Below are 14,651 nucleotides of genomic sequence, written 5' to 3'. Positions count from 1 at the left end.
GCCACTGGGCACAAAATAGCGGATTGGCTCATAGTGTATATTTACGCCACCCTGCCAACCCCTTAGACTGTAGTGGATTCCTTATCGAAGGCGTTCAGATACAGCGAGTTATGACACAATCCCTGGTTCGCCTTCTCCCTCCACTGTTCTGTCTAGTGCTGGCAATGCTGACCTACTGGCAGCTGCCCCACCTGGATGCGGAACAGATTTCCCTACTGACCCAATTGCCATTTATCGTCTGCGGACTGGCGGCCTTCATGGCGATTCTGGCCAATCGCTCCCGGGATCTGGGCGGCGCCGGTACCATGCTGCTGGGTTACTGGCTGATCACTGTCTTTATGCAGGAACCCCTCAGCACCGAGCCCGCCGGACAGATATTTGCTCTCACTTCCCTGTGCCTGCCGGTGCTGCTGGGACTGTTCATCATTCTGCCCGACACCGGCTGGCGCCACCCGGGATTCCTGGTGCTGATCGCGTTTATTTCCATCTTCGTGCTAATCGTAATCAGCCTGTTCCAATGGCAACCACTGTGGTTTGACACGCTGATGCCAAGCGCGGGCGATCCAGACCTGCTTAACCTTAAAATTTCCTCGCTGTCCGGACTGTTGTTTTTCCTCGCATTTACCCTGGGCGTTGCGTTACCCATTCTGCATAAGGAACAACTCGACACCAGCATGCCCAGCTGTGTTCTGTTCAGCTTTATCACCCTCGGCTGGTTCGGCATCCCGCAGATATCCTCGATCATGTTTTCAGCAGCGGGGCTGCTGCTGATTATCAACCAGACCCACAGCCTGCTGAACATGGTTTACCGGGATGAACTCACCCAGATCCCCAACCGACGGGCATTGCTGCGTGATGTGCGCAGCATGGGCAGCACCTATGCACTGGCCATGGTAGACGTGGATCATTTCAAAAAAATCAATGACAACTACGGGCACGATGTCGGCGATCAGGTATTGAAGGCCGTCGCAACGAAATTACGTAGGGTTTCCGGTGGCGGCAAGGCTTACCGCTTTGGCGGCGAGGAATTTTGCGTGCTATTTAGGGGCCGGCACACTGACCAGGTACTGGATTTCCTCGAGGACCTGCGCAGAAATATCGCCGATTACGACATGACGGCCCGAGACAAGCAAAGCCGCCCCCGCAGCAAGAAAAGTGGCGAGAAAAAACGTGGAGCCTCCCGACGTGACTGCAACATACGGGTCACCGTCAGCATGGGCGTGGCCGATTCACAGGATGCCTTGCACTTTGAAGGCGTGATGAAAGCTTCCGACAGCGCCATGTATCGCGCCAAGGAAGGCGGCAGAAATCAGATCAAAACCTGTTAAAGAAGACTACTGGCAGTCAGAAAGCAATTACTGCTTGGGACGAACGTACAGCACCAGGTTATGTCCCACCAACTCGTAGCCATTTTTTTCCGCGATCGCTTTCTGCAAGGCCTCAATCTCATCACTGTGGAACTCAACCACTTTGCCGGTATCCACATTCACCATGTGATCGTGGTGCTCACCACGGTCCATTTCATAAACTGCTGGACCGTTATCAAAGTTGTGACGGGTGATCAGACCCGCGCTTTCAAACTGGGTTAAAACCCGGTAAACGGTGGCGATGCTGACATCGTCCCCGGTTTCCATCATCTTGCGATAAACGTCTTCCGCGCTCATGTGGCGCTCGCCACTATCTTCGAGGAGTTGCAAGATTTTCAGGCGTGGAACCGTAACTTTCAGCCCGGCCTTTCGCAATTCACGGTTTTCATCGTTCATTCCCCTAACGCCCCTTCTATACACTGGATGGATTCGGTATTATCGCCCTTCGCTGAAATGACTGGAACCCCACGATGCACTTTACTGCGCGATTGAGCTGTTGCCTGGCCCTGATGGTCTCCCTCTCGGGCTGTTCAGGTATCTCCATGCCCAGCTTCAGCATGCCCAAACTGCCGAGTATCCATAAATTTGATATTCAGCAGGGCAATGTCATCACCCAGGAAATGATCGATCAGCTTAAGCCCGGGATGACCAAGTCCCAGGTGCGATTCATCATGGGCACACCCCTGATCGCAGACACCTTCAACGAGAATCGCTGGGATTACTACTACAGCCTGTACCCCTCTGAAGGTGAAGAGGTGCGTGAACAAGTCTCTATTTACTTCGAAGACGAAAAACTGGTGGGCTTCCGCGGCGATTTCATTCCCTCCGCTTTGGCTCCGCCTCCGGCAGAGCCCGAGCCCGCTGAACAAGAAGCTGACGCAGACGAAGCAACCGAGTAATTACTCGCTGGCCCCCTGCTTGGCTTTTTCAGCCCGACGTTTTCTGACTTCCTTGGGGTCCACCAGCAGCGGACGATAAATCTCCACCCGATCACCTGCCTGCAGCACCTGCTCTTTAGGTGGCTTCAAACCTTTACTACCCAAAGACTGACCAAAAATCCCCATCTTTGCCGTCTCCAGATCAATTTCCGGAAACTGCTGCACAATGCCCGATTGCTCTACTGCTTCATAGGCAGTGGTCCCCGGCGCCACCTGCAGGGTTTTCAGCTGCTGACGCTGGGGTAAAGCGTAAGCCACTTCGACGGTAATCAATTCCACATCTTTCATCGGCCATAAACCTCTTGCGCCCGCTTTGACAAAGAGTCCACCAGGTTGTTAGCCACAGAGGCAAACACACTGCCAGAGGCCAACCCCATCGACAGGCTGTTAAATTCAAATTCCAGGTCCAGCATCACCTTGCAGGCCGATTCGGTCAGCGCCTTGAAACTCCACTCGCCCGAGAGCTTTTTAAAAGGCCCTTCCGACAGCTGCATCACAATACGATCCGGGGGATAAAGCGTATTACAGGTGGTAAAACTGTGTCCCACCCCCCCTTTTTTCAGGTCCAGCCGCGCCGTCATTGATTGCGGATCTTCCGCCAGAATATGCGCCCCGACACAGCCCTCCATGTACAGAGGATAGCTCGCCACATCGTTGACCAGATCAAACATCTGCTGAGCCGAGTACATCACCAGCGCACTGCGCTTTATTGTCGTCAACATCAGGCAAACGTCTTATAAACACCCAGAACAAACACCACCAGAACAGCGAAAGGTGAGAGATAGCGTACAACCCAGCGCCAGGCAGAAAAGACTGCATGGGTTTCATCTTCCAGCTCCCGCCGCACTGTATCGGGCCGCATCAGCCAGCCCACAAACAATGCGATAAACAGCCCCGTCAGGGGCAGCATAACGCTGGAAGTGAGGAAATCCATAAATTCGAAGAAGTTGAACCCGGCCAGGCGTTTTTCTTCCCAAACATTGAAGGACAACACACTACCAAGCCCCACAACCCAGGCAATACCACCCAGCAGCAGGTTAGCGGTGAGACGATTGAACCGCTTTGTTTCAATCAGGTAAGCCACAGCCGGCTCTATCAGCGAAATGGCCGAACTCCAGGCAGCGACAGTGACCAGGACAAAAAACAGGCTGCCAAACAACAGGCCACCGGTCATATTGCCAAACGCCACCGGCAGACTGACAAACATCAACCCCGGGCCCGCCCCAGGCTCAATGGCCGGGTTGGCAAACACGATCGGGAATATCGCCAGCCCGGCCATTAATGCGACTAACGTATCGAGGACTCCCACGGCCAACACCGTGCGACCGATTCTAGCGTGCTCCGGCATGTAGGCACCGTAGGCCATGATGGCTCCCATGCCCAGGCTGAGGGTAAAGAAGGCATGGCCCAACGCCTCCAACACCCCCGCCCAGGTGAGTGCTTCTGCATTAAAACTGAACAGAAAACTGAAACCCTGGGCAAAATCACCCCGCTGGATGGAAAAACCCAACAACACCAGCAACAGCACAAACAGCATGGGCATCAGTATACGAACGGCCACCCCCAGTCCCCGGGTAACCCCACCGATGACCACCGCGATGGTGAGCACCATAAAAATACTTTGCCAGAAAATTAACTCCTGGGGGTCTGCCAGCAGTTCTCCGAAGATTTCACCAGCCTGTTCCGCGCTGGCACCCAAAAAGGTACCGGAGGCCATTTCCCCGATGTAATAGAGAGCCCAGCCAGCAATCACCGCGTAGTAGGAAAGAATCATCAATCCCGCAGTAACACCCAGCCAACCAATAGCGTGCCAGGCACCGTGCAGCCCGGCTTCCTCAGTCAGAAAACGCATGGCATTAATGGGGCTCTGGCGACCACGGCGGCCCAACATCACTTCCGCCACCATAATAGGCATCCCGACGAGGAGAATGCATAGCAGGTAAACCAGCACGAAGGCACCACCGCCATTTTCACCGGCAATGTAGGGAAACTTCCAGATATTGCCCAGCCCCACAGCAGAACCTGTGGCCGCCATGATAAATGTCCAACGGCTGGCCCAGGACCCGTGGAGGCCACGCCCCCGGGTCGCAGCTGAAAGTTGTTGTTCTGCCATGAATACTGCTCGAACGTTGTTGAAGCCGATTGTACCGGCATTCCCCCTCTGGAAAAACCAACGGACAGCCTCACCAGCAACAAAACCATAGGCGCTACCCGGCGCAATCCTTATAATGCCCCGCCATGGCCAAGAAACCTCAGAAAAAGAAACAAAGCGCTACCATCGCACTTAACAAACGAGCGCGACACGAATACCAGCTGGAAGAAAAATTTGAGGCCGGTCTGGTGTTGAAAGGCTGGGAAGTAAAAAGTTTACGGGCCGGAAAAGTTCAGCTCACGGACAGCTACGTTTTGCTGAAGGATGGCGAAGCCTTTCTGCTCGGGACTCATATCACCCCCCTACCAACGGCCTCCACACACTTTGTGACCGACCCCACCCGCACCCGCAAACTGCTGCTCAATCAGCGGGAACTGAGCCGATTGTTCAACGGCGTCAATCAGAAGGGCTATACCTGTGTGGCCACCGCACTCTATTGGAAAAACCACCTGGTGAAATGCGAGATCGCGCTGGCCAAAGGTAAAAAGGAACACGACAAACGTCAGACAGAGAAAAACCGCGACTGGGAACGGCAGAAACAGCGAATTATGCGCCACAATCAGTAACACCCTTCCTCCCAGATTTCAGTATCCGGCGATTGCTGACGACCCACTAAAAATATCCTGAAAAAAATACTTTGACATTGATAATTGTTATCATTTAGGATTGATAACAGTTCTCATTACCAAGAAGCGTCTACACCCTATGTATGTCTGTATATGCAACGCCGTGACTGATCGGGATATTCGGGAAGCCGTAGAAAATGGCGCTTCCAACATGAGAGCGTTGAAACAGTGCACAGGGGCTGCCAGCCAATGTGGCAAATGCCTACCCCAGGCAAAAGCCATTCTTAAAGAGGCTATCGCCGAAGCCAACTACTTCGACGCCATGGGCACTGCGTAACTCCCATTACCACCATCCATTTCAGGCTTACACGCCTTATTAACTGATAATAGGACCCCACCAGGTCCTATTTTTTTGTCAATTCATGGTAGTAGCGGCACCATGAACTCGGTAACCTATTATTGAGAGAGGCCGTGAAACTTACAGAACTTAAAAGGACATCCCATGAAAGGTGATACACAACTGATTGCGTATTTGAACAAAGTACTGGGTAACGAACTGCGCGCCATCAATCAATATTTCCTCCATGCCAAAATGTACAAGGACTGGGGACTGAAGGAGATCGCCGACAAGGAATACCATGAATCCATTGATGAAATGAAACACGCAGATGCCGTCACAGAGCGTATTTTATTTCTTGAGGGACTCCCCAACCTTCAGGACCTGGGCAAGTTCTACATCGGTGAAAACACCCAGGAAATGCTGGAATGCGACCTCAAACTGGAAATGGAAGCCCTTCCCGTGTTACGTGAAGCCATTGCCTACGCGGAATCCATCAAAGACTACGTTAGTCGCGACCTGTTCAACGACATTCTCGAGTCCGAGGAGGAACATGTGGACTGGCTGGAAACCCAGCTGGGGTTGATCGACAGAATCGGCATTCAAAATTACCTGCAAGTCCAGATTATCGAGGAATAACCTCCTAGGGCTTGAAAATGAACCTGAAAACCCCATAACAGTCTAAGGATCGTTACGTTGCTGTGGTACTATGCCGCCACAGTTATTAACTGTCATCTTCAGGGGGCGATTTGGATTCGACGCCGGTTACGAAACCCTGGGTGCATGCCGAGATGGCGACCAATCTCGTAAATCCAAAGTCGCAAATTATAGTTGCCAACGACGACAACTACGCACTCGCCGCCTAAGAAACGGTAGAATGCCATCTGACTGGAGCCGTGCTTGTGCGTCCAGCGCTTCAACTACCCTCGGGTAGCGGCGAAGCACTCAGGTGTCATACTCACAAGATCGCGATGAAGCTCGTCCGGGGTGGATTCGCTAAACACTTACCGGAATCGCAGTTTACGTGCCCTGTCAGTCGGGTTGTAACCTGTTAAATTTAATAGACTGAACTAAGCATGTAGATCCCTCGGCAGAGGACTGACGGACGCGGGTTCAATTCCCGCCGCCTCCACCAATCACTAAAAAGCCACACCCTAGGGTGTGGCTTTTTAGTTATCCGGACCAAAGAAAATACCCGAAGACTATACTCAACTCTGCCATCTAGACATCAACAACCCTTGTAACTGTTTTCCTGGCACTCTTTAGCCAGCTGCTGCGCTTTTGCAATATCTGCCGGTGCCAGCGCTTGTGCCACTGTGTTACGTAACTCTATCGCTTTGGGGTGATCATTGGCTGCGGCCAGGTCAGCCCACATGTAGGCATGAACCTGGTCCTGTGTCACGCCCTGCCCCAAGTTATACATCATGCCAAGGTTGAACTGCGCCTGCGCCAATCCTTGTTCTGCGACCATGCGATACCACTTAGCCGCTTCCTGATAGTCCTGATCGACGCCTTCGCCCTGGTAGTACATCATGCCGACATTGAACTGCGCGGGAGTCAAGCCCTGATCCGCCGCCAGGCGGTACCATTTGACCGCTTCTTTGTAGTCCTGATCGACACCATCACCCTGGTAGAACATTACCCCGAGGGTAAACTGCGCATTGGCATGCCCTTGCCCTGCGGCCTGGTGAAAACTCTTGGCGGCCGTCTGATAGTCTCCTTCGAGATAAGAGGTCATCCCACGATAGAATTGCGATTGAGCCTTTTCCGCCGCAGATAATGCACGGGATTGATCCACCACAGCGGCAGTATTGTCACCGTTCCCGGCATCCGGTTCTTCAGTTTGCGCTGCATAGGCATTGCCTGAAACCCAGACATACAAAGACAACCCCAGAATTAATAGCTTGGTGATGTATTTCATGATGACCATCCGTTAAAACCAGCCCGCAACTACAACACACGCCCGCATGGCGAGCAACTGCAAACAGGTACCGAGCTGTGGTTCCAATCCAGAATAAAAAAAGCCCCGCCATAAAGCGGGGCTTTTTTGTTATTTAAATTAACGCAAACTTTCGTTGATCGCTTCCAGCGCCTTGCTGCCCGGGCAAAGTTCTTCCTCGTTCTGGTCGCGCAGCGGTTTTTCTACGGTACCGAGAATCTGATGCAGATCCTCGCAATCCGGGTCGAGGTATAAGAGACCTGTAAGGATCTCATTTTTTTCCTTACACCGGTGGATGGCCTGAATGGCACTCAAGCGGTCATGTAAATCCAGGTCGCTATCGTTTTTGTAGAGGTGTATCACCGAGCCGTCGTGCAGGGTAACTTCCTGGGTAAAGCCCGGGTTATATTCCGCCATGATTTCCTTACGCACGGGAATAAAGTCGGTCTTGCCGGTGGCCGCAATATGGTCGCGAACAAACTCGTAACCTTTGGTGGAGTTTGGGTTGTTGTTGAATGTTACACAGGGCGACATCACATCGATCAGTGCGAAGCCACAATGACTGATGGCAGCCTTGATTAATGGCACGAGCTGGTCTTTATCTCCTGAAAAACTTCGGGCGACAAATGTTGCCCCCAACTCCAGTGCCAGGGTACAGAGATCGATCGGCTCAAACAGGTTAGGCGTGCCCTTTTTGCCAATTGAACCGATATCTGAAGTGGCGGAATCCTGACCTTTGGTCAAACCATAACAACCATTGTTTTCCACCAGATACAGCATATTGAGGTTGCGGCGAACCGCGTGGGCAAACTGCCCCATGCCAATTGAAGCAGTATCGCCATCGCCGGAAACACCTATGTAAGTCAAATCACGGTTGGCGAGGTTGGCGCCAGTGGCTACGGAAGGCATCCGCCCATGTACCGAGTTAAACCCGTGAGATTTGCCTAAAAAATAGGTGGGCGTTTTGGATGAACAGCCAATGCCTGATATTTTTGCCACTTTATGTGGCTCAATCGCCAACTCGAAACAGGCTTGAATCACCGCAGCGCTGATTGAGTCGTGACCACAGCCGGCACAGAGTGTTGATATGGCCCCTTCGTAATCCTTTCTGGTGTAGCCCAGGTCGTTAACGGGCAAATCGGGGTGACGGAATTCAGGTCGCATGTAAGTCATGCTTTAACCTCCCTGATAGCAGGCACCGGTCGGGTCGCTTTGCCACCCCCCAGAACGTGATCAATAATCCAGCGGGCAGTCACCGGCATACCGTCAAAACAACAAAGTGCTTTCAGCTTGTCAGGCGCTATCTCACATTCATTAATCAACAGGGTGCGCAATTGCCCATCTCTATTCTGTTCCACCACATATATCCGATCATGGTTTTCAAGAAAGGCATCGACATCTGCATTGAAAGGAAAGCTTCTAATTCTCATGGCATCCAGGTGAACACCCTGCTCGCTCAGGATATCCAGCGCCTCTTCCGCTGAAGCTTTGGTGGTGCCAAAGTAGATAATGCCATCGGTGGTCGCTTTAGCCGCAGGCCGTAATTCAGGTTTCGGCACATAGCCTTTGGCCGTCTCCCACTTGACCAATAAGCGCTCCATATTATCCACGTATGCATCACTGCTTTCGGTGTAAACGGCATAGCGGTCACGTGAGGTGCCGCGCGTAAAAAACGCACCTTTGGTGGGGTGGGTGCCGGGATAGGTTCGATAACAGATGCCATCATTATCTACATCCAGATAACGACCGTAACGCTCCTTCATGTTTTCCAGATCGGATTCTGATAGCACTTTGCCACGGTTGTAACAGGTTGCATCATCCCATTCCAACGGCTCAGAAAAGTGTTCATTCATACCCAGATCCAGGTCATTCATGATAATCACCGGGGTCTGCAATTGATCCGCCAACTCAAAACTGGCGGCACCCATCTCAAAACATTCTTTTGGCGTCGAGGGGAATAAGAGCACGTGCTTGGTATCACCATGGGACGCATAGGCTGCCAATAAAACATCTGACTGCTGGGTTCGCGTGGGCATACCTGTGGAGGGGCCGGAACGCTGCACATCAATCAACACCGTCGGCACTTCGGCAAAATAGGCCAAACCCAAAAACTCATTCATCAGGGAGACACCCGGCCCTGACGTGGCGGTAAAGGCCCTGGCACCATTCCAGGAGGCGCCGACAACCACGCCAATTGCCGCCAGTTCATCTTCTGCCTGCACAATCGCGTAGTTACATTTACCGGAGCCGGGATCGACTCTCAGCCGCTTGGCATATTTTTCAAATTGCTCCACCACCGAGGTAGACGGTGTAATCGGATACCAGGCTGCAACAGTGGCACCACCATAGATGGCACCCAGCGCCAGGGCTTCGTTACCCTCCATCAAAATATGATTGTTAACCATAGCCCTGCGTTCTATACGAATTCCCAGGGGACAATCGAAATTTTTCCGCGCGTACTGATAACCCAGCTCAAGGGCATGTATATTCGGCGCGATCAGCTTTTCCTTGCCTTTGAACTGCTCGTGAATCAGGTTTTTCAGTACATCGAATTCCATATCCAGCAGCGCTGCTAATGCACCGATATAAATTACATTTTTAAACAGTTGCCTTTGGCGCTGGTCGGTATATTCACGCCGGGAAATATCCGTCAACGGTATTCCCAACAGGTTGATATCATCCCGGAGAAGTCCCGCGTCCAGCGGCTTGGTACTGTCGTAGAGGAAATAACCACCGGTGCTCACCAACTTAATATCTTGGGCGATGCTCTGGGGATTGATCGCCACCATGAGATCAACACCACCCCGCCGGCCCAAGTAGCCCTTGTCGTTTACCCGTACCTCATACCAGGTGGGCAAGCCCTGTATGTTAGAGGGAAAGACATTTTTGGGGCTGACGGGTATGCCCATGCGAAAAATTGATTTGGCAAACAAATTGTTGGCACTGGCTGAACCCGTACCATTGGTGTTGGCAAAACAAACCACAAAATCATTGACCGATGTTATTTTTTGCATGCTGACGCGGCCTTGGTCACCTGATAATAGAACTGCTGCATATCCCAGGCTGCTGTGGGACATCGTTCCGCACAAAGCCCGCAGTGAAGACAAACATCCTCATCCTTCACCATCACTTTCCCGGTTTTGAGCTCCCCGGATACATAGAGCGCCTGCTCCACATTAACGGCCTTCACACGGATATTTTGCCGAAGCTCATCCTCTTCGGCATTCTCTATGAAGTTGATGCAGTCCATGGGACAGATGTCGACACAGGCATCGCATTCAATACATTTGTCATCGGTGAATACCGTCTGCACATCACAGTTCAGGCAACGTTGTGCTTCCACAAAGGCTGTCTGCACATCGAATCCCAGCTCCACTTCCAGAGCACGGTTCTGGAGAGCACTGGTCAGTTCCACCAGGGGGACAATTTTTCTGTCATCCGTGGTAATACCGTTATCGTAGCTCCACTCGTGAATACCCATTTTCTGACTGACCAGGTTGGTGCTGGGTGGCAGCCTTTCCTCTACCTTTTGCCCATTGCAGAACAGGTCAATCGAGATGGCTGCCTGATGCCCCTGGGCAACGGCGGTAATAATATTTTTGGGCCCAAATGCCGCATCTCCACCAAAGAAAACATTTGAAAGGGATGACTGATAAGTCTGCGGATTCAGTACCGGCATACCCCAATCGTCGAACTCGATACCGATGTCTTTTTCGATCCAGGGAAATGCATTCTCCTGACCGATGGCTACCAACACAGCATCGCAGGGATACAACACAGGTTCTTCACCGGTGGGTACCAGGGACCGTTTGCCATGGTCATCGTAGGCAGCGCAGACTTTCTCAAAACGCATACCCACCAATTTCCCACCTTCGTGGACAAACTCCAGGGGCACGTGATTGTCTATGATGGGAATGCCCTCGTGGGTGGCATCTTCTTTTTCCCACGGGGAGGCTTTCATTTCTTCGTAGGGGCTGCGAACAACGACCTTGACGTCTTCACCCCCCAGACGACGGGCGGTTCGGCAGCAGTCCATCGCCGTATTACCACCACCCAACACAATCACGCGTTTGCCAATTGACTCCGTATGTTCAAAAGCCACGCTGGCCAGCCAATCAATACCAATATGGATTGATTCATCAGCTTCCTGACGACCCGGCAGGTTAGCCAGATCCCGCCCGCGAGGGGCACCTGAACCCACAAAAACGGCATCGTATTTCTGATTCAGCAAGTCCTGGAGGCTGTCCACGTAGTGATTGAAGTGGGTCACGAGGCCCATATCGAGGATATAACCGACTTCCTCGTCCAATACGGATTCAGGCAGTCGAAATGATGGTATCTGGCTTCGCATAAAGCCACCGCCTTTCTTCTGCTCGTCGTAAACATGCAGCTCATAGCCGAGGGGTGCCAAATCTCTCGCCACAGTCAATGAAGCCGGACCCGCACCCACCAACGCTATTTTTCGACCATTTTTAGTAGTCGGGATAACTGGCAAATGCGCTGAGATTTCATCTTTATGATCTGCCGCCACACGTTTTAAACGACAGATGGCAACCGGCTCTTCTTCAACTCGACCCCGGCGGCACGCTGGCTCACAGGGGCGATCACAGGTACGCCCCAACACACCGGGGAACACATTGGATTCCCAGTTGATCATGTAGGCTTCTGTGTATCGCTGCTGTGCGATCAGGCGAATATATTCAGGAACAGGAGTATGTGCTGGGCAGGCATACTGACAATCGACGACCCGGTGGAAATACTCTTTGTTTTTTATTATATCGGTTGGCTTCAAGTGGATTCCTCACCTAATACCAAACACTTTGGGACAACAATACTCGCTGACTTGGTCCTCTGCAACAACTATGACGACCCGAATGAAGGCAGTGTACCTAATTGAATCCCCGGCCTTACCAAACAACTTATTGAGATATTCACTAGCACCTGCAGATCAACCGGGCTTGCCCAGTAAAGCCAGGAAAGTCATATGAATAACCAGCAGATGTTGCAACAAACCCTTTTCCTGCTGGTTGAAGCCCTAGTCATTTTGAACCCAAGTCAGACCGGAAGAGCTGATCCCTGAGCTGTGTATTTCAATCACCACATCATCCCTGTATCGGCGGGAAGACACCTCCTACTACATTGGACTAAAGCACCGTGGCACTTTGCCAGGCAGACTGCTTCAATGCTCTATAGTGAATCTATTGTCAGCCCGAGCAATTGCCATGTTTACCAAGACGTTTGCCAAGATCCGAATAACGCTGGCCGCACTGCTGGTATCACTTTGCGCCCAGGCGGAAGTGGAACTGCCCGAAGAATTCCATGCCGCAGAACCGAAAATGCAGCTTTATCTGGCCTACGCAGAATTCAAAATGGCCCACTACGAGGTAGCCCGAGAAATGTGGCTGCACATTACCGGCAAGGGCAGTGGCGAGGCAGCCTTTAACCTGGGCATCTTGTATGAACAGGGAATGGGCGTTGAAAAAGACCTGATGGTAGCGCGGGACTACTATCTGCATGCCGCAGAAAAGGGCAGCCGAGCAGGGGCCTACCAAGTGGGGCTGATGCACATGAACCATCCCGAACTGGTGAATGCTGAAACAGCGACCCACTGGCTGACCATCGCTGCGCTGGACGGCGACGAGGACGCGGCGGATATGCTGAAATCCATCAATATGGGTGGTGCTGCCGAGGATTCCCCCATGCTCAAGGTCCGGCAGTTGATCGCCAAGGGTGAAGTGGACCAGCCACGGGAGTTATTGATCGAAATGGCAGAGGCCACTCCACCCCACTACGAAGCTGTCACACGGCTGGCCTGGCTGTATGAAACCGGGCTCGGCGTTGAGCAGGATATTGACCGCGCCGGGGAGTTGTTTAAAGTGGCCGCCGAGGGTGGCAATGCTGAGGCCCAATACGCGCTATCGGTGATGTACGAAACCGGCGTTGGACAGCCCATGGACAAAGCACAATCCCGTCACTGGCTGCAGCTATCGGCAGATCAGAACTACCAGCCGGCGCTGGAAAAAAGAGGTGACAATCCGGCCGAAAGCCCCTGATCTTTTGACAGCCCTGGTAATGAAACCCTTCTTCCGGTCACTACCTGCCGGGCAAGCCCTACGGTAAGGCACAACATGCACGACCCACAACATCATCCAGGATTCCCGCCCAAGGAGTTTTATATCCTGCTGGCGGGCGCAGCTCTGTTGCTGGTGGTGCACACGCTGGGACGGTTTATCTATACCCCCCTGCTGCCCTACTTTATCGGCGACGGTATGCTGACGCCGCAACAGGGTGCAGCCGTGGCCACATGGAACTACCTTGGCTATCTGCTGGGGGCTCTACTGGCCATTCGCTGGCATAGCATTCCCCATATTCGTGTGCTGTTACCGCTCGCTCTCTGGACCCACGTGCTGACAACTCTGGCGCAAACACAACTGGTGGACCCTTCAGCATTGAGTATTACCCGCTGCCTCAACGGTATTGCCAACGGCGTGGTGTTTGTTCAGGTGCCAGCGCTGATTCTGGAATGGCTGGTAACACGCAATCGTGCTTCACTCAGTGGTCTTGTGTATCTCGGAGTTGGCGTGGGTCTGCTGTTATCCAGTGCGCTTGTCAGTGTCAGCCGGGACTGGCTGCACGGACCGGGACGCTGGTGGCCGGCGGCACTGTTCTCGCTGCCGCTGGTGTGGTGGGGAATCCGCCAGTTACTGGGACTGGAAATTCCCGTCACCAGTGAAGATGCAAACCACACCGAACGACCCACAAAAGGGCTGGTTAATCGTGCCAGCCTGCCACTGTTCCTTTCTTACGCTGGGGCCGGGTTGGGTTACATTCTGCCGATGACCTTTCTGCCACTGCTGGCCAGCCTGACCCTCACAGCAGAGCACTGGCTCACCAATGGTTCCTGGCTGCTGGTCGCGTTGGCCACCATTCCCTCCCCATGGGTCTGGAATACACTGGGGTCCCTCATGGGAGACCTGCCAGCATTGCGATTGAATTTTGTGGTGCAGTTGTGCGGCGTGTTGGCGGCAGTGCTGATTGGCGGCACTTTCGGGATTATCTGCTGCGGATTGCTGGTGGGCGGCACGTTTCTCGGTACCGTATTGCTAACCCAGCGCATCGGGCGGGCACTGCAACCCCATCAGGGCCCCAAACTTTCAGCGGCCTTGGTGGCCCTTTACGGGCTGGCTCAGGTGGCTGGCCCTTGGCTGACCAAAATGTGGCTATCCTACGGCGGCACCCTCGGTGAGGCATTCGGTATCGGTGCCGCTGCCTTGGTGTTCGGTCTGCTGTTCAGCCTGCTCACGCGTCTGCCGACAACCCAATAACCTTTAGCGGAACAACACCAGCCGCGG

At 52.9% G+C, this 14,651-nt stretch carries 15 protein-coding genes and 1 other RNA gene; 8 read left to right on the top strand and 8 right to left on the bottom strand.

Annotated features, from left to right (window positions below; genetic code table 11):
* Positions 1-110: 110 nt before the first annotated feature.
* Positions 111-1,328 carry a GGDEF domain-containing protein gene (locus tag Q8A57_RS06310; protein WP_305170126.1) on the top strand — a complete coding sequence of 406 codons (1,218 nt, stop codon included), beginning with the start codon at positions 111-113 and terminating at the stop codon, positions 1,326-1,328.
* A 27-nt stretch (positions 1,329-1,355) separates the two neighbouring features.
* Here Q8A57_RS06310 and fur read toward each other — a convergent pair whose 3' ends face one another.
* Positions 1,356-1,763: a ferric iron uptake transcriptional regulator gene (gene fur / locus Q8A57_RS06305; protein WP_305170125.1), complete on the bottom strand. Its 408-nt coding sequence runs from the start codon at positions 1,761-1,763 to the stop codon at positions 1,356-1,358.
* A gap of 146 nt (positions 1,764-1,909) precedes the next feature.
* Here fur and Q8A57_RS06300 point away from each other — a divergent pair, with 146 nt between their 5' ends.
* Entirely contained in the window at positions 1,910-2,266 is a 357-nt protein-coding gene (locus tag Q8A57_RS06300) for an outer membrane protein assembly factor BamE (protein ID WP_305170124.1), read from the top strand.
* Here Q8A57_RS06300 and Q8A57_RS06295 read toward each other — a convergent pair whose 3' ends face one another.
* The 3 genes from Q8A57_RS06295 to Q8A57_RS06285 are packed head-to-tail and all read right to left on the bottom strand — an operon-like array spanning position 2,267 to position 4,418.
* Positions 2,267-2,593, bottom strand: a complete 327-nt coding sequence (locus Q8A57_RS06295) for an RnfH family protein (protein ID WP_305170123.1) — start codon at positions 2,591-2,593, stop codon at positions 2,267-2,269. It abuts the gene before it with no gap.
* Complete coding sequence (locus Q8A57_RS06290) at positions 2,590-3,027, bottom strand: type II toxin-antitoxin system RatA family toxin (protein WP_305170122.1); 438 nt, start codon at positions 3,025-3,027, stop codon at positions 2,590-2,592. The genes Q8A57_RS06295 and Q8A57_RS06290 overlap by 4 nt, the downstream gene beginning before the upstream one ends.
* Positions 3,027-4,418 (bottom strand): sodium-dependent transporter, encoded by a 1,392-nt coding sequence (locus tag Q8A57_RS06285; protein WP_305170121.1) that lies wholly within the window; start codon positions 4,416-4,418, stop codon positions 3,027-3,029. The genes Q8A57_RS06290 and Q8A57_RS06285 overlap by 1 nt, the downstream gene beginning before the upstream one ends.
* A gap of 125 nt (positions 4,419-4,543) precedes the next feature.
* On the opposite strand from Q8A57_RS06285, the gene smpB reads away from it, so the two are divergent.
* From smpB to ssrA, 4 genes are all read left to right on the top strand, one after another.
* The gene (gene smpB, locus Q8A57_RS06280) at positions 4,544-5,023 is read left to right on the top strand and encodes an SsrA-binding protein SmpB (RefSeq protein WP_305170120.1); all 480 of its coding nucleotides are present in this window, start codon (positions 4,544-4,546) and stop codon (positions 5,021-5,023) included.
* Between the two features lie 139 nt (positions 5,024-5,162).
* On the top strand, positions 5,163-5,360 hold the full coding sequence (locus tag Q8A57_RS06275) for a (2Fe-2S)-binding protein (RefSeq protein ID WP_305170119.1): 198 nt from the start codon (positions 5,163-5,165) through the stop codon (positions 5,358-5,360).
* Between the two features lie 165 nt (positions 5,361-5,525).
* Positions 5,526-5,999 carry a bacterioferritin gene (bfr, locus tag Q8A57_RS06270; RefSeq protein WP_305170118.1) on the top strand — a complete coding sequence of 158 codons (474 nt, stop codon included), beginning with the start codon at positions 5,526-5,528 and terminating at the stop codon, positions 5,997-5,999.
* Between the two features lie 101 nt (positions 6,000-6,100).
* Positions 6,101-6,495: a transfer-messenger RNA gene (ssrA, locus tag Q8A57_RS06265) on the top strand.
* Between the two features lie 93 nt (positions 6,496-6,588).
* On the opposite strand, the gene Q8A57_RS06260 is transcribed toward ssrA, so the two are convergent.
* The 4 genes from Q8A57_RS06260 to Q8A57_RS06245 all read right to left on the bottom strand — a co-directional run bounded on the left by Q8A57_RS06260 (position 6,589) and on the right by Q8A57_RS06245 (position 12,091).
* Positions 6,589-7,281, bottom strand: coding sequence for a tetratricopeptide repeat protein (locus tag Q8A57_RS06260; RefSeq protein ID WP_305170117.1), 693 nt, complete (start codon positions 7,279-7,281; stop codon positions 6,589-6,591).
* Positions 7,282-7,419: 138 nt separating this feature from the next.
* Entirely contained in the window at positions 7,420-8,472 is a 1,053-nt protein-coding gene (locus Q8A57_RS06255; RefSeq protein WP_305170116.1) for a 2-oxoacid:ferredoxin oxidoreductase subunit beta, read from the bottom strand.
* Positions 8,469-10,313, bottom strand: coding sequence for a 2-oxoacid:acceptor oxidoreductase subunit alpha (locus tag Q8A57_RS06250; protein ID WP_305170115.1), 1,845 nt, complete (start codon positions 10,311-10,313; stop codon positions 8,469-8,471). Before Q8A57_RS06250 ends, Q8A57_RS06255 begins: the two co-directional genes overlap by 4 nt.
* Entirely contained in the window at positions 10,301-12,091 is a 1,791-nt protein-coding gene (locus Q8A57_RS06245) for an FAD-dependent oxidoreductase (RefSeq protein ID WP_305170114.1), read from the bottom strand. The genes Q8A57_RS06250 and Q8A57_RS06245 overlap by 13 nt, the downstream gene beginning before the upstream one ends.
* Before the next feature lie 430 nt (positions 12,092-12,521).
* Between Q8A57_RS06245 and Q8A57_RS06240 the strand changes: the two genes are divergently transcribed.
* Together Q8A57_RS06240 and Q8A57_RS06235 are read left to right on the top strand one after the other, a co-directional pair.
* Positions 12,522-13,352, top strand: coding sequence for a tetratricopeptide repeat protein (locus Q8A57_RS06240; RefSeq protein WP_305170113.1), 831 nt, complete (start codon positions 12,522-12,524; stop codon positions 13,350-13,352).
* A 75-nt stretch (positions 13,353-13,427) separates the two neighbouring features.
* Positions 13,428-14,624, top strand: a complete 1,197-nt coding sequence (locus Q8A57_RS06235) for a YbfB/YjiJ family MFS transporter (protein WP_305170112.1) — start codon at positions 13,428-13,430, stop codon at positions 14,622-14,624.
* The last annotated feature ends 27 nt before the right edge of the window (positions 14,625-14,651 follow it).

The sequence above is a fragment of the Porticoccus litoralis genome (assembly GCF_030676955.1).
Classification (GTDB): Bacteria; Pseudomonadota; Gammaproteobacteria; order Pseudomonadales; family Porticoccaceae; genus Porticoccus; species Porticoccus litoralis.
This window is presented reverse-complemented; position numbering and strand designations above follow the sequence as displayed.